The 18,876-nt window shown below is 46.6% G+C and carries 15 protein-coding genes and 2 tRNA genes; 4 read left to right on the forward strand and 13 right to left on the reverse strand.

Annotated features, from left to right (window positions below; genetic code table 11):
- On the forward strand, nt 1–4,576 hold a 4,576-nt coding region (locus QUB51_RS28200), incomplete at its 5' end, for an Ig-like domain-containing protein (RefSeq protein WP_333261445.1).
- 409 nt (nt 4,577–4,985) lie between these two features.
- Here the strand turns inward: QUB51_RS28200 and QUB51_RS28205 are convergent.
- From QUB51_RS28205 to moaC, 3 genes are all read right to left on the reverse strand, one after another.
- On the reverse strand, nt 4,986–5,288 hold the full coding sequence (locus tag QUB51_RS28205) for a DUF3181 family protein (RefSeq protein ID WP_333057367.1): 303 nt from the start codon (nt 5,286–5,288) through the stop codon (nt 4,986–4,988).
- 64 nt (nt 5,289–5,352) lie between these two features.
- The gene (locus tag QUB51_RS28210) at nt 5,353–5,610 is read right to left on the reverse strand and encodes a 2TM domain-containing protein (protein ID WP_006633890.1); all 258 of its coding nucleotides are present in this window, start codon (nt 5,608–5,610) and stop codon (nt 5,353–5,355) included.
- A gap of 88 nt (nt 5,611–5,698) precedes the next feature.
- Nucleotides 5,699–6,220 carry a cyclic pyranopterin monophosphate synthase MoaC gene (gene moaC, locus QUB51_RS28215; RefSeq protein ID WP_333240223.1) on the reverse strand — a complete coding sequence of 174 codons (522 nt, stop codon included), beginning with the start codon at nt 6,218–6,220 and terminating at the stop codon, nt 5,699–5,701.
- Between the two features lie 78 nt (nt 6,221–6,298).
- Between moaC and QUB51_RS28220 the strand changes: the two genes are divergently transcribed.
- Nucleotides 6,299–6,372, forward strand: a tRNA-Arg gene (locus QUB51_RS28220).
- Nucleotides 6,373–6,631: 259 nt separating this feature from the next.
- Here QUB51_RS28220 and QUB51_RS28225 read toward each other — a convergent pair.
- From QUB51_RS28225 to QUB51_RS28235, 3 genes are all read right to left on the reverse strand, one after another.
- A complete protein-coding gene (locus tag QUB51_RS28225; RefSeq protein WP_333057363.1) occupies nt 6,632–7,876 on the reverse strand; it encodes an MFS transporter in 1,245 nt (414 codons plus the stop codon).
- A 165-nt stretch (nt 7,877–8,041) separates the two neighbouring features.
- Nucleotides 8,042–9,229 (reverse strand): glycosyltransferase family 4 protein, encoded by a 1,188-nt coding sequence (locus QUB51_RS28230; RefSeq protein ID WP_333057362.1) that lies wholly within the window; start codon nt 9,227–9,229, stop codon nt 8,042–8,044.
- A 250-nt stretch (nt 9,230–9,479) separates the two neighbouring features.
- The gene (locus QUB51_RS28235; RefSeq protein WP_333261442.1) at nt 9,480–11,204 is read right to left on the reverse strand and encodes a DUF2079 domain-containing protein; all 1,725 of its coding nucleotides are present in this window, start codon (nt 11,202–11,204) and stop codon (nt 9,480–9,482) included.
- A 53-nt stretch (nt 11,205–11,257) separates the two neighbouring features.
- Here QUB51_RS28235 and QUB51_RS28240 point away from each other — a divergent pair, with 53 nt between their 5' ends.
- Nucleotides 11,258–12,496 carry a histidine kinase gene (locus tag QUB51_RS28240; RefSeq protein ID WP_333057358.1) on the forward strand — a complete coding sequence of 413 codons (1,239 nt, stop codon included), beginning with the start codon at nt 11,258–11,260 and terminating at the stop codon, nt 12,494–12,496.
- A 54-nt stretch (nt 12,497–12,550) separates the two neighbouring features.
- Here QUB51_RS28240 and mutT read toward each other — a convergent pair whose 3' ends face one another.
- The 7 genes from mutT to QUB51_RS28275 form a co-directional block, all read right to left on the reverse strand.
- Nucleotides 12,551–12,955 (reverse strand): 8-oxo-dGTP diphosphatase MutT, encoded by a 405-nt coding sequence (gene mutT, locus QUB51_RS28245; protein ID WP_333261439.1) that lies wholly within the window; start codon nt 12,953–12,955, stop codon nt 12,551–12,553.
- Between the two features lie 188 nt (nt 12,956–13,143).
- Nucleotides 13,144–13,485, reverse strand: a complete 342-nt coding sequence (locus tag QUB51_RS28250) for a DUF760 domain-containing protein (protein ID WP_172187001.1) — start codon at nt 13,483–13,485, stop codon at nt 13,144–13,146.
- Between the two features lie 221 nt (nt 13,486–13,706).
- On the reverse strand, nt 13,707–14,666 hold the full coding sequence (locus QUB51_RS28255) for an RNA polymerase sigma factor, RpoD/SigA family (RefSeq protein WP_333057356.1): 960 nt from the start codon (nt 14,664–14,666) through the stop codon (nt 13,707–13,709).
- A gap of 600 nt (nt 14,667–15,266) precedes the next feature.
- A complete protein-coding gene (locus tag QUB51_RS28260) occupies nt 15,267–16,064 on the reverse strand; it encodes an RNA methyltransferase (RefSeq protein ID WP_333057355.1) in 798 nt (265 codons plus the stop codon).
- Nucleotides 16,065–16,137: 73 nt separating this feature from the next.
- Nucleotides 16,138–16,219 (reverse strand) — tRNA-Leu (locus QUB51_RS28265).
- A gap of 158 nt (nt 16,220–16,377) precedes the next feature.
- Complete coding sequence (locus tag QUB51_RS28270; protein WP_333057354.1) at nt 16,378–17,055, reverse strand: PEP-CTERM sorting domain-containing protein; 678 nt, start codon at nt 17,053–17,055, stop codon at nt 16,378–16,380.
- Nucleotides 17,056–17,125: 70 nt separating this feature from the next.
- Nucleotides 17,126–18,151, reverse strand: coding sequence for a site-2 protease family protein (locus QUB51_RS28275; RefSeq protein WP_333057353.1), 1,026 nt, complete (start codon nt 18,149–18,151; stop codon nt 17,126–17,128).
- A gap of 196 nt (nt 18,152–18,347) precedes the next feature.
- Between QUB51_RS28275 and QUB51_RS28280 the strand changes: the two genes are divergently transcribed.
- The coding region (locus QUB51_RS28280; protein ID WP_333393115.1) for an ISAs1 family transposase at nt 18,348–18,876 on the forward strand (529 nt) is incomplete at its 3' end.

The following is an 18,876-nucleotide window of genomic DNA, read 5'->3' on the forward strand; positions in this document are numbered from 1 at the left end:
TGTTACCTCAACAAATGTCACGGTTAGCGGTAGTACAGTCACAGTTAATCCCACAGCAGATTTAGCGCCCGGTACTGGTTACTACGTTGAAATTGCCAGCGGTGCAATTAAAGATTTAGCTGGTAATAATTATGCCGGTACTACAGGTGCAACTGCTTGGAATTTCACCACTGCTGTCGCCGCTGATACTAAGGTTTTTTCCATTGTAGAAACTGGATTGACCAAGCTGGATGAAATTCTTAAAAAAGAACAGGAAAGTATTAAGCTTCCCATCATCGGCCCCTTCCAGAACCTCAATCAAGATTTTATTGGTAGCTTCAAAAATGGCCTGGTTAATGCGCTCAAAACAGGTAGTGATTTAACGGCAGAGCAGTTACAAACAAACCTGCGGAGTTCTCTAGGAACTAACTTCAACATTAGGGTTCAAAAGAATACGACTAACGAGGAAAGCACCTGGGATATTGCAGTAGGCCGGAAATATCAACTCGGTACAGTTAACGTCCTCAAAGATATAGGAATGCCTGCCCTTGGCTTTAACGCCGATGGTAATGGGAATGCCAACCTCGATTATCAGTTAAACTTCAGCCTGGGTAACAGCAAAACTTTTGGCAACTATATCGATACGACCAAAACGAATCTGACGACTAACCTGGGGTTTGGTCTAAATGACTCGTTCAAGACTTCTGCAAAACTAGGATTTTTCCCAGCCACCCTCAACGAAAATACCACCGAAGGCAAGCGCACTAAAATTGGGGGCACATATCAGCTCAAGCTGAATGACTTAGATAATCTGGGAGGTATCAATGATGGCGATCGCCTGACCGAGGCAGAACTCAATAGTTCCTACAACCCGCAAAACTTATCACAGTCTACATTCTCCACCAGTGGGGATCTGAGCCTGAAAGGCCGGACAAATGTGGTCAGCAAAGCATTCCCCAACTTGGTCTTCGAGATGAAGTTCGGGTTTCCAAAAGCTGATTACGTCAACGGTAAATCCGTCAGTTCTGCTAGCATACCCAATGTTGAGGTCAATAATGCAAAACTGGATTTTGGCGAATTTATAACCGGCATTGCCCAACCTGTTTTCACTAAGGTTGACCAGGTTCTTAAACCCTTTCGGCCAGTTATTGATTTCCTGAATGCGGACACGCAGATATTTTCCAAAATCGGGCTGGAGAATTTGTTTAAGGATATAGATGGCAACCGGAAGCGGGTCAGTGTCATCGAAATGGTATCTACCCTTTCCAGTTTGTCAGGCCGACCAATATCCACTGGCTTCATAGAAACAATCGTCAAGTTAGACCGGGTGACTAAGCTGGTTAACGATTCCATCAAAAACAATGAGACTATTTTGATGGATCTCGGCTCTTTTAAACTAGATAATTACAACCCGTTAAAACGGATAGAAGAGTTCGAGAAAACATCTCCGCAGGCTAAAGCTATCGTTGAAATAGGCAAGGAAGAGCTTAAGAAAAAAAATCCGAAAGCTGCTGCACTTCTGACAGCGTTAGAGGTGGTTGATGGACTGGACGTGCCAATTATCACTAAGCCAGAAACAGCCATCCAGCTACTTTTAGGCAAACCAGATGTCCCAATTGTGACCCTGAATTTGGACAATCTGGATTTGGATGTGCCGATAAATATTACAAAGCCTCTGCCTCCTTTCCCACCGGTGAGTGTAGGCTTTGAAGGAAACTTGAAAGCAAAGGCTGACCTAAAATTTGGCTATGACACCTACGGACTGCAACAGTGGAAAGGAACGAACTACGCCTCGGATAAAATCCAATTGTTAAGAGATGGCTTTTATGTCAGCGATCGCAAGAACGCTGACGGAACTGGCCAAGACGTTCCCGAACTGACAATCTCCGCAAATATCGCTGCCAAAGCTGGCCCAGATATTAAGGTAGCCGATTTTTACATCCTGGGCGGAATCAAGGGAAATGTCAACGTCGATTTGCGAGATGCTGGAGAGCGAGAAGGTAGAAGCGATGGGAAATTGCGGGCTTCCGAGATAGATACTGTCCTCAACACCGCCCAACCTTGGAATATCATCAATTCAGTTTCCGGCACAATTAATGGTTCGTTGGATATTCGAGCCACAGCAGGTATTGGGCCGTTAAAGAAAACCCTGTACCAGAACAACCTGGCAACTTTCCCACTGGCAAAATTTGGTTGGGAAACTGGAAACTCTACCACTCCCCAAGGGACATCAAAATCTCCCAGCTTGTTCGATGTGTTTGTTCCCTTTCCAGTTCTGCCAAAATCCTTTACAGTTAGAGGAATTGCTGAGGCTACGGGCAAGACCTATTTGAATTTCAATCCGGCTTACCGCGCTTTAAACTTAGCTGTTGCTATAACAGATAACCCTGTTATCAAAAAGATTTTGCCGGCTCCCATATTAGAACCGATCAATAAGTTAGCTAACACTGGCAGAAACGTTGTGGGTTCAGTGCTGACTCTACCCTTCAACATGATTAGCCAAGGTCCTAAAGCGGCTATTAAGGATACCGTTCAGAGCTTTAGCAGTGGTGTGAAGCCAGTCGTCAAGGCAGGCAAAGCTGTCGGTAAATTCTTTGGAAAGCTGTTTAACAGTGAAGTGACTGGGGGTGAGGTTTTCTTTGATGGCAACTTTAATGGAATTCTAGATCCCGACGAACCCTTTACGATTACTAACGCTGACGGTACCTATGATTTAGATATTTTTGTCCCTAATTTCGATACCAACCAAAGCGGTTTCCTAGACCCGGAAGAGGGCCGGGTGGTGGGAATTGGTGGCATCAATACTGCCACGAATTTGCCTCTGGAAACGCCCCTGTTTGCTTCTGAAGGTACGACCATCACTCCGCTTACGACCTTGGTCAGCGAGTTAGAGCGCAAAGGAATGGATGCAGAAGAGGCTCAAGCCAAGGTGCAGGCGGCTTTGGGAATTCCGGCAGATGTTGACTTGGGCAATTACGATGCGATCGAAGCGATGCGGGACAATGAACTTACTGGGTTAATTATCTACAGCCCGCACGTTCAGGTTCAAGTTGCAATTGTCTTGGTGACCAATTTATTTGCCAGTGCTTCCAATCTTTCTAAAGTGGAGATTGCCACAAAAGTCATCGGAGAGCTATCTAAGGTTGTAGAGCCGGGAACTCCTGTAAACTTGAGCGATCCGGCTCTGTTGCAGAAGTTGATTGAGTCAGTTGCCCAAAGCGTGCAAAAGCCAGAAGTTGCCAGTCTAGCAGGCAATGTGGCAAAAATCATTGCTGCTGGCAATCAGCGCATCAGCGATATTGCAGCCAGTAATATCTCGATCGCAGAGGCGGCGCTTCGCCTCGCTCAAGTGGAAAAGGCGATGTTAGCTGAGGTGGCTAAAGACCTCCAGCAAGTGGGGGCTGGTACGAAGAACATTGAGGAGGCGCTTGCTGAAAACACGGGCGCTGCTTTTGACAAGATGATTGCAGAGGCGAATGTTGAAAGCCCCCTGACTGTCAAAAACGTACAATATGGCTCGGAGGACTCTACCGAAACCGGCACTGACACTGGCACCACACCCGTCACACCAACACCGATCGCCCCGACCCCATCAGAAACAGCCTCGGAAACACCGACAACATCGGAAACAGCCTCAGAAACACCCACACCATCGGAAACAGCAACTCCCACGCCAACAACTAATAACCTCTCAGAGGATGAGTGCATCTGCGACCAAATTACCTATCCCAACTTAAACCGACCCAACTGGGTTGAAAACACCATACTCGACGCATCCGACATTCAAATAGGCACTGCCCAAAACGATGAATTACTAGGTAGCGATGCTGCCAACATATTCGAGGGCAAATCCGGGGATGACAACTTATACGGTGGTGCCGATAATGACATTATTAATGGCAACCAAGGCAATGACTTCATCGCCGGAGGCAAAGATGAAGATACTCTCTACGGAGATGAAGGAAGCGACATCGTTCTTGGCGAGTCTGGCAACGATTTAATCTTCGGAGGCAAAGGCAATGACTTCTTACATGGCCGCGAAGGTATTGACATCATTTATGGCAACAAAGATGATGACTTCATCGATGGTGGCAAGGATAATGACACCTTATATGGAGGCAAAGGTAACGACATCCTGCTTGGCAGTCAAGGTGATGACAATCTGTTTGGACAGTTAGGTTCAGATACCCTCTGCGGCGGTGAAGGTAATGATTTAATCAACGGTGACGAAGGAGCAGATATCCTGGGAGGGTGTGCAGGAAATGATACTCTTTACGGAGGCCTAGATAACGATACTCTCACTGGTGGGAAAGGTGATGATCTCCTTGACGGAGGCATGGGAAATGATAGTTTGATTGGCGGTAGCGGCAACGATATCTTTGCCTTAACAACTGGTGAAGGATTTGATATTATCGCTGATTTTACCGTCGGTCAAGACTTGATTGGATTAAGCGGTGGCTTGAGTTTTGGTCAGTTAGAAATAACTCAAAATACTCAGGGAACTCTTATTAAGAATCTGTTGACAGGGGAGCAGTTAGGTGTGATGGTTGGAGTGAGTGCGGATGCAATAACATCGGCTAATTTCATGCTGGTTTAGGAAAGGAAGGAAAAGTGCGATCGCCCCTTCGGTACAAAAAGACCAAAAAAGGCGATCGCACTTAAACCCAAATCAACAATTGATACAGCGTATTCCAGGTTTAGGAAGTGTAGGATACGGCAATGCCCATAGGTGTCAACTTAAGTACAACCCATAGTCCGGCAAGGGTTGAAACCCCTGCCTCAAAGCGAAAGTCCTCTCAAGAGGACTCAGAAGAAGAATTTTTAAACTCATCAGTCCTCTTTCAGAGGACTTTAGCTATTAGACAGGGAATTCATTCCCTGGCGGACTGGCGGACTGGCGAGAGGACTGGCGGACTCACAGCTTAAGTTGACACTCCTTGGGCTCTTGGAGTGTCCCTACCGGGATTTATCTGGGGGTGTACTTCATAAATGTGAAATCTGCTGTATCACATCTTCCGCTGAAATTCCTCAAGCACATCCATCAACTGAACTTGACACTGCATCGGAATCAAATCGGCAAGCGGCACTTCCCGCTTGCCGCCGCCCAACTTGACTGGAATTCCTTGCAAAACTTGTCCAACTTTGTCAGCATCTAAATCGCCATCTTCCAGCATCGAATAAAGTTGTTGGGCAACAACTGTATGCAGGTGGGCATCATTGAGATACAAATGCCATTTGGCAATGTCAATGTAGACATTTTCGCCGATTTCGGCTGCTAAAGATTCGATCGCCTGTGTAGTATTAGCCATATCAAAAAAGCACAAAGTTATTTGTTATCAATCAAAAGACTTAACAAATCGCCGCCAACTGCCTTCAGCCAGAATCTTTGGTGAGGGGCGAATAATCGGCGATCGCAAAATGGTAAATCGCGTGGGCCAAAACTACTAGAGCCCATCCACCCGTTACCGAAATTGCCCAAGGCCAATCAGCCTTTTGCAAATTGTGAACAAACCACAAACCTGAATTGGTAGCAGAAAAAAGACCGACGTGGATAGCAAAATTCATCCGGTCATCTAAGCGGCGGTACTCTGGATCATTGCGATCGGGTTTGCGGGGCCAACGAGGAGGCATAGTTTTTCACTTGAAATTAGTAGTTCAGTGCCTATTTTAATCATAAGTGCAGCTTTTTGAATGCTGCATCCCTCTTTCGGCAGGAAACTTATGCCTCTACATTTTCATAGTCTCCAGACTTGCCGCCACTTTTACTCACCAGGCGAATTGACTCAATGGCGATCGACTTTTCCAATCCTTTCGCCATATCATACAAAGTCAGCGCCGCCACCGAAACCGCCGTCAGCGCCTCCATTTCCACCCCAGTTTCCGCCTTGATTTTCACCGTCGCCCGAATTTGATACCCCGGCAACCCAGCATCCGGCATCACCTGCACCTCCACGCTACTCAGCGGCAGAGGGTGACACAGAGGAATCAAATGCGCCGTCTGCTTCGCCGCCATAATTCCAGCCAGCCTTGCAGTGCCCAACACATCACCTTTCGGCGCATTCCCCGCTTCAATCGCCGCAAACGTCTCCGGCAGCATCCGCACCCTGGCAGCAGCCACAGCTTGCCGAACAGTCGGCACCTTCGCCGAAACGTCCACCATTTGGGCTTCCCCGCTGTTGTTGAGGTGAGTTAGCTGTGTGCGATCGGGCAATTTAGAAAAAGTTTGCGAAAGGTCTTGCATTTTTTTGGTAATGGTGTTACTGTTAGATTCTGTGAGAAAAGAACTTAATCAATTTTAGATTAAATCTTAACTCAACAGGGGCTTGTAGCTTAGTTGGATAGAGTGCATGGCTACGAACCATGAGGTCGGGGGTTCGAATCCCTCCAAGCCCATTTAAAAACGTTATAAGCTGTGAGTTCTGAGTTCTGAGTTTTGAGTTTTGAATTAAGAAATTAATTCAACTCACGATTTAAAACTCAGAACTTTTTTAATCTTTGTGGAACAGGCATCTTGCCTGTTTTTCAGAATGCTGCGCGGGAACAAAAACCCGGTTTCTGCCTCAATATCTGTCGCATAGATTCACGATTTTTGGGAGAAACCGGGTTTTTTGGTAAGTCCCATGATTGCCTCTTCCTTCTTGCTTCTGTAATATCATCGGTTCAAAGCATAAACATCTTTGCCTCGACCGATCGCAAACTTCATCGAATTAGACAAGCCCTTGCTAGACTGAGTAATAAAAATCAGCAAAGCCAAGCCAGCGAGGCCAGCAGCAAAACCAAACATATTTCTGTAGCCAACTTGTTCAGCCACAAAGCCTAAAGTCGGCCCAGCAATCGCAATGCCTAAATCAAATCCGCCAATACAAAGCGAAAACAACCGGCCCCTTTCATGAGGTTCGCACCTGTCCGACATCAGCGCTACCATCATCGGCAAAACCGTACCGCCCGCGCAACCTTCAACCAAAGCTGCTATTAAAAAAGCACTGGTGTTGTTAGCAAAATACAACAATAACATAGATAGGGCATAACAGATTAAGCCGCCAGAAATAAACAAGCCGCGGCCGTATTTGTCCGAAGCCCGTCCCGTGACTAACCGCATACCGAAACTGGCGATAGCTGCCGTAGAATAAAATAATCCCGGATTGAAATTAGCCTTGGTTTCTTGGATAAACAAAGGCATAAAAGTGCTCAAAGTTCCGAATACCAAACCAACCACCAATAACACTAAAGCCGGAATCCGCACTCTCGGATTCCAGAGCATTTTCCAGTATTTTTGGCTATTTTTGTCCTCCGATAGCGAGTCCGATTTTGTTAAATCGGCAAAATTAGGTTCCGCAATTTGGCAGGTAAAAAATACACTTATTGCAGCGAAAACTGCCGACATCGCAAACAAAGGAGTATAACCAACCCCAGCTTGCACAAATCCGCCAATAGCCGGGCCAAATGCTAGACCAATAGGACTTACCAAACTCATGTTACCGATTAATTCGCCCCGCTTTCCTGGTGGCGACAAATCTGTTACCAAAGCGCTGTAAGCTGTGGTAAAAGCGGCGATGCTAATACCGTGAAAAGCGCGAAGAAGTAACAGTAAGGGGATAGATTGAGCTAACAGGTAGCCCAAAGGGGCGATCGCAGCAACTGACGCACCTAGAAGCAAAACTTGTTTTCGCCCCCTGCTGTCGGCTATTTTGCCCAATTGTGGCCTCGATAGCAAAAGTCCGATCGCAAATGCACCCATCACAAAGCCAATTTGCTGTTTTGTGCCGCCCACAAATTGAACGTACAGCGGCAAAGTTGGCAGTAGCGAAGCCAAACTCGACCAGAATAGCAGCCCTGCGGTGAATAAAATCAGTAAGCTGCGTCTGGGTTGGGGATCGATTTCCCTAAAAATATTCAAGATGCGAATTCCCTTTAAATCTTATGAGTGCACTCAAAGTAAGTTCGAGTGTCTCTATCATTGTGTTACAAATTCTTAAGATTTGCCCCAAAAAAGTTGATATTCGACTCACTGTCAACTGTCAACTGTCAACTGTCAACTGTCAACTGTCAAAAAAGAGCATTCTTACCAATCAACCTCAGCCCTTTCCTCCACCACCCGTTCATAAACCCACTGGGTTTCTATCGCCAACTTCGGCCAACTAAACCGGCGTTCCAAATCTTGATAAGCATTGTCAACCAACCACTGCGCGTAACCCGGATTTTTCAAAACCTCCAAAATTCCCCAGGCCAAAGAATCCCGATTGTTTGCCTCAGTAACAACGCCAGTTTTAGTGTGCAGCACCACCTCTGGAAGTCCGCCCGCATCCGAAACCACCACAGGCACTCTTGCAGCAAAGCTTTCTAACGCTACAATCCCAAAAGGTTCGTAAAGACTGGGAAAAACCGCGCAGTCAGCCACCGTCTGAAATTTGTCGAGATGTTCCTCAAACATGAACCCAGTAAAATAACACTTATTCCAAATTCCTAAATGCCAAGCTAACTGTTTTAGATGGTCTGTATTGCCGCCGCCAACAATTACTATTTTCGCTTTCCCCCCCATTTCCCAAATTACTTTAGGTGCTGCATTTAGAAATACAGAAATACCTTTTTCGTAGCTAATTCTTCCTACATAATAAACTATTTTTTCGTCGTCTGCAGCAAACTGACGACGGAAGTTCATCGCGTCAAATTCGTGCCATCGGGGCTTTTTATCTGGTCTAATTCCGTTGTAAATTACCTCTATTTTGTTCCACGGAGTCGCTAGTACCCGTTCGGCTTCCCGCCGCATATAATCACTGCAAACAATTACCCGCCAAGAATTGTAAGCGAGGTCGTTTTCCTTGGCGTTAATGTAGCGCTGCCCTTCATTGTGGATGCCGTTGAAGCGCCCGTATTCGGTGGCGTGGATGGTGGTAATTAGCGGTACTTTAAAGGTATGCTTGAGGGCGATCGCCGCATCTCCCACTAGCCAATCGTGAGCGTGGATGATATCAAAGGGGCCTTCCTCAAGCATCAGTTTCCCGCCTTGGTAGCCCATGCTTTGGTTAAGGTTCGCCACCCAGTGAAAAAAGTCCCTAGCGTGCCCCACCACCACCCGATGCACACGTATTCCTTCCACCACTTCGTACATCGGCGCGTGGCCGAACTCTACTGTAATTAAGTGAATTTCGTGTCCCAGCTTCACCAATTCTGGATATAGTTCTGATACGTGGCGGGCTATACCGCCTACGATTCTGGGAGGAAACTCCCATGCCAATACCAAAATTTTCATCTTTCTTCCTCCAAATTTTTTATATAACTTAATGTTTAGGATTAACAGATTTATTGTATAATTATCACCCTTAAATTTAAGTTGAGCGCAAGTTGATGCCGAATGCCTGACTTTTGGCAGCAACAAAGACAGAAAATCATGGCTAAACCTGGTTTTTGCAGGAAATTGCTCGATCGCCATTACCTGAAAAAAACAGGTTTCCTCAAGATTTGAGCCACTGAGGGCAGCAATGGCGATCGCGCCTACCCGCTTACTGTTTCTTCAAAATCGGCTCCAATTCGCGCCGAAAACGAGTCCAAGCAGCAACTGATGCAGAATTAGAAACAGCACCCTGACGCATCAAAATCGCGCCGTCTTCAAAGCCAACAATGCCGTACTCTCCAGATTTGGACATTCGATCGATCGCCGGTACGATCTCCCGCAACTGTCCCCGTTCCGCGCGAAACGCAGCCTGATACTGCTGCAACTGCCACAAATCGGCAATTACATATTGCATCTTCACTGCCTTCCCCGCATCATTGCGGAGTTCCAACATCGGAAACCTGAGAATTTCCCGCCTGCTTGACAAAATCGGCACAATAGTATTCGTCGCTGCCACGCTAGCATCCGCAGGAATTTGAGCCAATAGCGGCCGCACTTGCAAAACGTGCTGCCATTGTCTGACGAGAGGAACCTGCACCCAAGGATCGATCGCATCGGGCAAAATCAAAGAAAAAGTCCGATTTGGGTTAGAAGTGAAGGTAAAAAATAGCGACAAACAGATGCAAAACGCCCAAAAGCGGCGAAACTTTGAAGAAGAAGGGAGAGGAAATAAAGCAGAAGGAAAACGCAAAAACATTCTTTCCTCTCTCACCATTCTATCTTCTTCCTTTTGACGCTGGGCCCACCACAGAATCGCCCCATAAAAAAGCCCTGGAACCACAGTCATCGCATAGCGAATATTAATCGCCAGCACCGAGTCTCCTTTTGCTAAAAATAGCTTCAGCAGCGGAAATCCAGCTATCATCCAAGACGCAGGTGCGAAAGCTGGCACTAAAGCTAATGGCAACCACTGGCCAAGCAGGTACCTAATCTTACCAAAAAACGGCGTAAATAACTGAGCTACCAACCGTCCGGGATTACTCACCATTCCCCAAATAATTTCTAGAGTAGAAGCTTCATCTCCCTCGGCATATTGACCGAAGCGCTCCATCATAAACCGCTGGGATATATCAGCAGAAAACAAAGGCATAATCAGATTGGTCAGGACGATCATATAACCAAAACTGAGTATGCAGACAGCCAAACCAGTCCGAGGGTAGCGCCGGCTCAAAATCAGGTAAACTCCGACGCCAAATAAAACAACTCCCCCATCTTCTCGCACGGCCAAAATTAAAGTTGCCAGAATCCCAAACAAGGGCCACCAGCGCTTCTCCATCGCCAGCAGCAAGCCAAAGACATACAGCGGAATTTGACAAACATCGTGAAAATTGCCCATAGTCGGGCCGATGACCGCGTTAGCGCAGTAATAGCTCACAACAATTGTCGCCGACAGCCGGGGTTCCAGATAGTGTCTGGCGAGAGCATAGAGCACTCCTCCAGCCGCCGTAATTAAAGTCACCTGCAACACCGTCAAAGTGACAGGAGAGGGAAACAGAGAGTAAATTGGCAGCCACAGCATTAGCGCCGGGGTGAAATGCTGACCCAACCGGTAGTAAGATACCTCCGGAAGCTGGTTTTGGTGAACCACATTAGTGGACAAAGCCGAAGAGAGGGAACTCTCAAACAAGTGACCCCGAGTGCCGTTCCAAAAAAGTTGATTGAAAATTCCTTGGTCGTAAGTAGCGTAAAAGCTGTAGTAGCGGTGCAGCGTCAGCAACAGGCACAGCACAAAAAAGGCGACCGCCACTTGAACCACCACCCGCAGCGACTCATTTTTCTTCCATCTCAAAAATATCATCTGCCCGCCTGTAATGAAATTATCGGACAATAGCATAAATCTAAAGTAAGTATTAAATTAAAGTAGAAGTGAAATAACTCGGCTCGGCAATGCTCAATTATTTTCACCCGATCGAAAAGCTCAACAGCGTCCATCCAACACTCGGCACCAGCGGCACTGACTGTTCTCCCGAACAGCCGGTAAATCCCGCACCGCTTTTACAGCTTTTGCTGTTCGTAGACAAGCGTCCCTCTTCCAGGGAACAGACCAGACACATCCGCAAGTCCCTAAAGGATTTGAAGGCAGAGTGCGACTTTGAGCTTCAAATCATCGACGTAGGAGAACAGCCCGATTTAGCCGAACACTTTAAACTTGTAGCCACTCCCTCGCTGCTCAAAATTCATCCCGATCCGCGACAAACTCTCGCCGGCAGCAATTTAATCGCCCAACTCGAACACTGGTGGCCCCGCTGGAAGCGTTCTGTAGACGAATACACACCTGGGCAGCAGTCGGCCGCAGCTATTGCGGAAACCCTGACTGACGCAAAACCCATCTATTCCGTTGCTTGCGCGGCCGAACTCGTGCAGCTTTCTGATGAAGTTTTTCGCCTCAAACAGGAAAAAGAACACTTGCAAGAGCAGTTGCAGTTGAAAGACCGGATTATTGCGATGCTAGCCCACGACTTGCGTAATCCCTTGACTGCCGCATCTTTGGCTTTGGAGACTTTGGAGTCAAGTCAGAAGGTGAAAGAGGGGGAAAAGTCGCGTTTGACACCGAGTCTGGCGGCTCATTTGATGAAACAAGCCCGCCGCCAAATCCGAATTGTCGATCGTATGATTACAGATATCCTGCAAGCAGCCCGGGGTACAAACGCTCAACTCCACATTGAACCAAAAAGAATCGAACTGGGGGCGATTTGTCAAGATGTAATCTTGCAGTTTCAAGACAAATTTCAGGCGAAAAGTCTGAACATAGAAACAGACATTCCCGCAGATTTACCCTTGGTTTATGCCGATCCCGATCGCATCAAACAAGTCATAGTCAACCTGCTTGACAACGCCAGCAAGTACACCCCAGACCAAGGAACGGTTAATCTGTCCATTCTCCACCGCACCGCTTACAAAGTTCAAGTCAGCATTTGCAACAGCGGGCCGGGAATTCCTGAAGAAGATTGCGCGAGCATTTTTGAAGACAGCTTTCGGTTGCAGCGAGATAAATCAAAAGACGGTTACGGCATTGGGCTGTCTCTGTGTCAAGGCATCATCCGCGCGCACTACGGTCAAATTTGGGTAGACTCCGTACCCGATAGAGGCAGTTGTTTTCACTTTACTCTGCCCGTCCAAAAATAAAAGTTAGCTGTCATTTGTCAGTTGTTCAGTAGCAACCGAATTTTATATTACAGCTCAAATTTTCCGCAGTGCAGCAATAATCTGTGCGTTTGCCTTGGGAAAAGTAAATTGGTCAATTTCGTCGAGTGTCACCCAGCGAATTTCATCGCATTCGATCGTTTGCGGTTCCCCGCTGACGTGGCGGCAGTGGTGGACGTATAGTCTAACTGTAAATTTAGTGTAGTCGTGGTCAATTGTAATCAAGCGATCGCCAACTTCTACGACAATCCCCAACTCCTCCATAATTTCCCGTTTTATGCAAGCTTCGATGGTTTCCCCAGGCTCTATTTTTCCGCCCGGAAACTCCCAGAAACCCCCGTGTAGTCCATGTTGTCGGCGCTTGTCAATCAAAATTTGTTGGCGATCGTTCCAGATTGCAGCAACGCCGATAACTTTGTGGGCAACAGGAGGAAGAGACATATTAATTAGGAATGGGGAATGGGGAATGGGGAATTGGGAATGTAAGAATAATATCAATAATTATTCAATTATTTAATCTAAAATCAACCCTCTAAAATCTAAAATCTAAAATCTAAAATCTAAAATATTAAGCCCCCATCTTGCGAGGGGGGGCTTGACACTTGGATCACTTAAATGTTAAGAATCTACTAATCGTCCGAGCCATGTCTCTCACTGGCTTGTATGGACTTTTCAAAAGTCATTCGCTGTTCGGCATTTTTGAGAAAATAACCGCTAATCATAGCCGAGGCGAGCAATCTACCCAAATGTTCGCGACTGGTAGTCACTGTCACCCCGAAGTGTTCCGAAGGCAAATTCCCCAATAGTCCAACAATATTTCGCTCCATTACTTGAAACACTTCGTGAGAAGTCGGCTTAGACAACTGAGAAACTGTGTCGGGAGCCATTGACTGCACGTATTGCCATAATAAGTTGGCATTTTCTCCGTCTTCTTCAAAGAATTCTGGGGATTTATTAGATGAGTTGCTCACGAGTACCTCCGTTTCAGACACAGCTTGTTATGTTAGACGCGGGCGGTTAAATTAAATAACCCTTATCTGATCGCTGCTGATCTTTATTACTAAGTAATTACTAATGTAGCAGGACAATCATAGCAACCAAGTGGGCACAACCGAATTAAAAGCGGCGGTTTTTACGATTTTAGATTGGGGATTGCGAGTGGGGGGGACCCGATCGCCAATCCCCAATCTACCTAGCTGGCTAGATAATCGTTGATATCTTGCTTGCGCTTGCGGAGTTTGGTCAAAGCTTCCCGTTCTATTTGCCGCACTCGTTCCCGACTGATGTTGAGACGATCGCCTATTTTTGCCAAAGTTAGGGTTTGCCCGTCTTCTAAACCGAACCGCAAGGCGAGCACTTCTCGCTGTTGCTGAGTCAGTTCCGCCATTAGCTGGTCTAAGTCAGTCCGCAGGGAAGATTGCAGGGCAAAATCTTCCGGGGTAGTACCCGTATCTTCCAATAAATCGCCCAACTCTGTATCTTGATTGTCTCCCACGCGCAAGTCCAGGGAAAGTGGCAGGCGCGCCCGATCGAGATATTCGCGAATCTGTTTGGGAGTCAATTCTAACTCGGATGCCAATTCAGCAGCCGTGGCCGCGCGACCAAGCTGTTGAGCAAGTTGGCGCTGAGCTTTTTTAATTTTGTTGAGCTTTTCGGTGATGTGGATCGGTAAGCGGATGGTGCGGCCTTTTTCGGCGATCGCCCGAGTAATTGCCTGACGAATCCACCAATAAGCATAAGTAGAAAATCTGTAGCCCTTAGTCGGGTCAAATTTTTCTACTCCCCGCTGCATCCCGATCGTGCCTTCCTGAATAAGATCCAGTAAATCTACGTTGCGCTTGATATATTTCTTGGCAACAGACACTACCAGGCGGAGATTGGCTTCCACCATTTGGCGCTTTGCCCTTTCCCCGTGTTCGATCGTCCGCTGCAACTGTGCCTCAGACAGCCCAACTGCCTGTGCCCATTCAGCCGCCGTCGGGTCGCGGCCTAACTCTTCGGCTAAAATATTTTTCTCCTGATGCAGTGCGGTTGAGCGCTGTACCTGTTTCCCGTAGAGTATTTCTTGCTCGTGGGTCAACAAGGGAACGCGGCCGATTTCCCGCAAGTAAGCGCGAACAGAATCTGTATCTGAGGACTTAAGAGTTTTCATGAGCTTTTCCCGCTGAGGATCTGTGCCTCTAAAGGTTTGCGGTAGTCGCAAACCCCTAGCTTTAGCTGGGAAGGAAAGCGGGCGGGGACTTGCGCTTTCCTTCCATTTAAAGAGGCTTAATTTTATGGTAGCTAGCTACTACTCCCAGTCAGCACCGTCTCAGGTTAGGTTTTGGTTGGGGCGAGCACAATACTACGTTATGTTAAGAATCTTAACATTTGTGAGAGCACTTGGCTACACTTCTTCATATTTATTTCATGCCAGCCTGAACTGTTGATACGAGAGTACCCGCTTTCCTGGCTTTACAGTGTGCATCAATATAAACAAAAGCCGCCACATCTCAGAGGGGGAGATTGGTAGAGGGGCAGGGCTGTTTCATTATCTTGTAGGGGCAGCCCCCCGTGGCGGCCCTGAATATGAAGTTACAGGTATTGATGAACCCGCCCCAACAGATAATGACTAATGAGTCATGACTAATAACTAATGACCGAAAACATCCAGGAGACAAGCCCCCGGATTCATCCGTCCAGAAATAAAAAACCTGTATCGGATAAACTGGCCCCCGAATTTATCCGTGGGCTCAATGCTTCAATCTAAAATCTAAAATCTAAAATCTAAAATCGACTGACTTCTTTGCCGTTGAGCTTCGTACAAGATGAGGGCTGCGGCGATCGACACATTTAAAGATTCTACGCCACGACTCAGGGGGATTTGGATTTGTCGATCGGCTAAACTCCTCAATTCTTCCGACAAACCAGAGCCTTCGTTGCCCAAAACTATCAGCGTCGGCACTCGCAAATCTACTTCCCAATAACTTAAACTGGCTCCGGCGACAGTTGCTAAAATTTGCATTCCTCGATTTTTATAGGCCGAGACTTCGGCGGTTAAATCTGGACAGACTGCCATTGGCAGCTTAAACCAAGCTCCTGCTGAGGCGCGGAGCACTTTGGGATGGTCTAAATCGGCGCTGTCTGCGCTCAGCAGCAAACCGTCGGCATTAGCAGCCGCAGCCGTGCGGACGATCGCCCCCAAGTTGCCAGGATCTTGGATTGTTTCTAGGGCTATTCCTAAAGTTGACAATTTTGCGGGTTCTGTTGCGGTGCGGGGTGCGGTGGCGACAATGCCGTCGGGTTGGACTGTAGTGGCGATCGACTCTAACACTTTGGCACTTACTAATTCGGTGCGATCGGCTAAATTACCAACTTGCTGCCAAAGTTGCCCGTGCTGATCCAGCCATTCGGGAGTGCAGCAAACCGTTGCTAGCGGGTATTTTGCCGCGCAAGCTTCTTCGAGCAAGTGCGTCCCTTCGAGTAAAAATAATTGTTGTTCCCTGCGTCCCTTCGAGCTGTGCAGCTTGCGAATTTCTTTAACTAGGGGGTTTTGAATACTTGTCAGCATTGTTTAATTCAGCAGAGCGAATGGGGTTATTGCCTGTATCGGGTTAACCCCAAACTTCCTTCTGCCTTGGGAATGCGGAACCCGGGACTTGAACCCGGAAGGCTTGCACCACATGAACCTGAATCATGCGCGTCTACCAATTCCGCCAGTTCCGCATCGGTCACGAATTACTACTCTGCCATACCTCCGCGAATCTGTCAAGTGTTTTGGGGAATTTATTTTTTTTGTGGGCTGCGAGTAATAGGGAGAACTTTGAGATTCCCCCTATCCACCCTGGTTAATTAAGGGGGCTAGGGGGATCTCCAAATTAATATTACACCTTTTTTGCCGCCTTTTTCTTCCACCACAAACCCATTCCAGCAGCCAGCAACGTACCAACAGCAGTCATCGGTTCCGGCACAGGTTCATACTCATAAATTGCACTAACTGTAGTGTTAGTCGCAACCTTACCATCGAAACTTCCCCTAACAGGATTCCCCTGAATTTGAGTAAAACCCGTTGTCACCAAACCTGCGATAAAAGTATCTCCATCGCATCCACTTAACGCACTCAGAGACTGCTGGGAATCATAACTCTTTGACACCGTACCCGAAGCCGAACCGCTAACACTTCCTGTAGCGCCATTAGCAATCCTCGTTTCCGGTGGACTTGCTAACACACTCAAAGTCAAATTAGGGTCAACTTTTAACAGCGGAATATTCACAGCAATATTTGCATTACTCGCCGCCGTCCCCATAAAATCTCCAGTCAAAGGAGTAATGCTAACAGTGTTATTAACAGTAGATTTAACTGTAACATAAGCCCTTAATAGCGTTCCTAACAGCGAATTAAATTTAGGCAAAACCACATTAGTGCTACTATTTAATGGCTGGGAACCCAGATCCACAGTATAAGTTTGAGTAAGAGTAGCAGCTTGTACAGAAAAACATTGACTAACAACTGCCAAACTTAAACTTCCGCCAACAATTCCCAACTTTTGATAAACATTCATTGCAGTAAACCCCTAAAATAATCAATTTGCATTTCGTGGCACGGGCGTCCCGCCTGTGATAAATCTGCGGTTAAAAACTCCAAACCCGCAAAACCAAATTACCCAGCAATGACGCTAGATAACTCAAAACCCAAACAGTATAAAGTATACTCAAAGGCGCGTAAGCCGCCAAAACCCATTGCGTTTCTGCTGTTTCCTCAATCTCCTCCCTCCGCAACAAGTCTACATAAAAATCAAACGACCTTTGTCGCAGATTGTTAATGCCAGTTGCTGCTACTAACCAATAATAACCGTCGAATCTATTCAACGGATTTAAATTAATTGCAACTGTCAGCAAGGCGGCTACCATCAACAAATAACTAATTTGATGCCAAACCGGATTGGACTGAGATAACAGCCACATCCAAACAGCCCATGCCCAAATTGTTACTTGGATTAATACTCCGGCGGCTACTACTAAAACCCGCTGTTTCCGCCGGACTAAACTGTATTGGTCGGTTGTATCTGTGTAACATCCAGGGATGAAACACATAAACAATAATCCAATTTCTTTAACAATACCGCCGTAGTGTTTTAGCGTGAAAGCGTGACCGAGTTCGTGCAAAGCTATTACCAGCATTGTCAGCAATACAAATTTGAAAATATTCTCATTTTTTCCCGCTATCCACAACTGCTGATGTGAGGCTGCGACTTCGGCAGAGGAAGCCAACCACACAGCTACAGAGGAAGCGATGAAAGCGCACAGAAAAAAGCCAAATTCCCATGTCCAAATCCAGCGGAATTTGTCGATGTGCCGCGATAGCCAAACATCGGGATTGACTAGGGGAATTGTGAAGGATAGCAGGTTAAATTTGGCTTTCGGTGGCTTGGTTCCTTCTAGCATTCCTGCTTGTGCTAAGTCTCTTAAGAGATTTTGCACGTCTTCTAAATCCAGGTCGTATTCAGCGAGAATATTAGTTAGTGGTTGTTGACTTAGTTGCAAAATTACCTGTTTGTCAAAGTCGTCAACTTGAATACAGGTAATGTCTTCGGGATTGCGAAGTATCCAATAACCGTCGGGATGAGGTATCCACTGTACGGCTGATTTTAGTTGCATGGTAGATTGTCACTTTGGCTGACAAAGTTTCGATTTAATTGAATAGGAGTTACTCGTTTTTAGGCGGAGATTCTGATCCCCCCTAGCCCCCCTTAATAAGCAGGGTGGATTAATTGTCCCCAAGTAAATTATAATAGTCGAGCGCGATCGGATGATCGTCCGATCGCGCTCGACTATCCTAAGCCGTGCATCAACAATGAATTTAATTGAAGCAATTAAATCAGTACCTGACCACCGACATCCGAGGGGGATTAGGCATCCCTTATGGCTGATACTCATGATAATTTTATTGGGCAGTTGTACGGGATATTGGGGATATAAGCCCTTAGCTGAATTTACGAAAAATCATCGCTCTACTCTGATAAAACTCTTTCACCTCCCACCAGATATTCGTTTTCCATGCGACTCAACTTTTAGAAACATCATTATCTCATTAGATTTTGAGGTAATTGCCGTCCTTTTTAATATATGGGCAGGGCAGACATTACCGAGCACGCCAGGAGAATTGATGGTAATTGATGGTAAAAGTATCAAAAGTACAAGTTTTGGGGGTAATAGTTCTTACCAAAATTTTGTGAGCCTGGTTTCTGTGTACAGTCACAATCGCGGCTGGGTAGTCCGACATAAAGTCATGGAAAATCAGCAGCGAAGTGAAATCGAAGTTGTCGAAGAACTCGTGCAAGAACTTGCGGGTTCTCAAGTAGTAATTACTGCCGATGCACTGC

The sequence above is a fragment of the Microcoleus sp. AT8-A3 genome (assembly GCF_036705675.1).
Taxonomy (GTDB): domain Bacteria; phylum Cyanobacteriota; class Cyanobacteriia; order Cyanobacteriales; family Microcoleaceae; genus Microcoleus.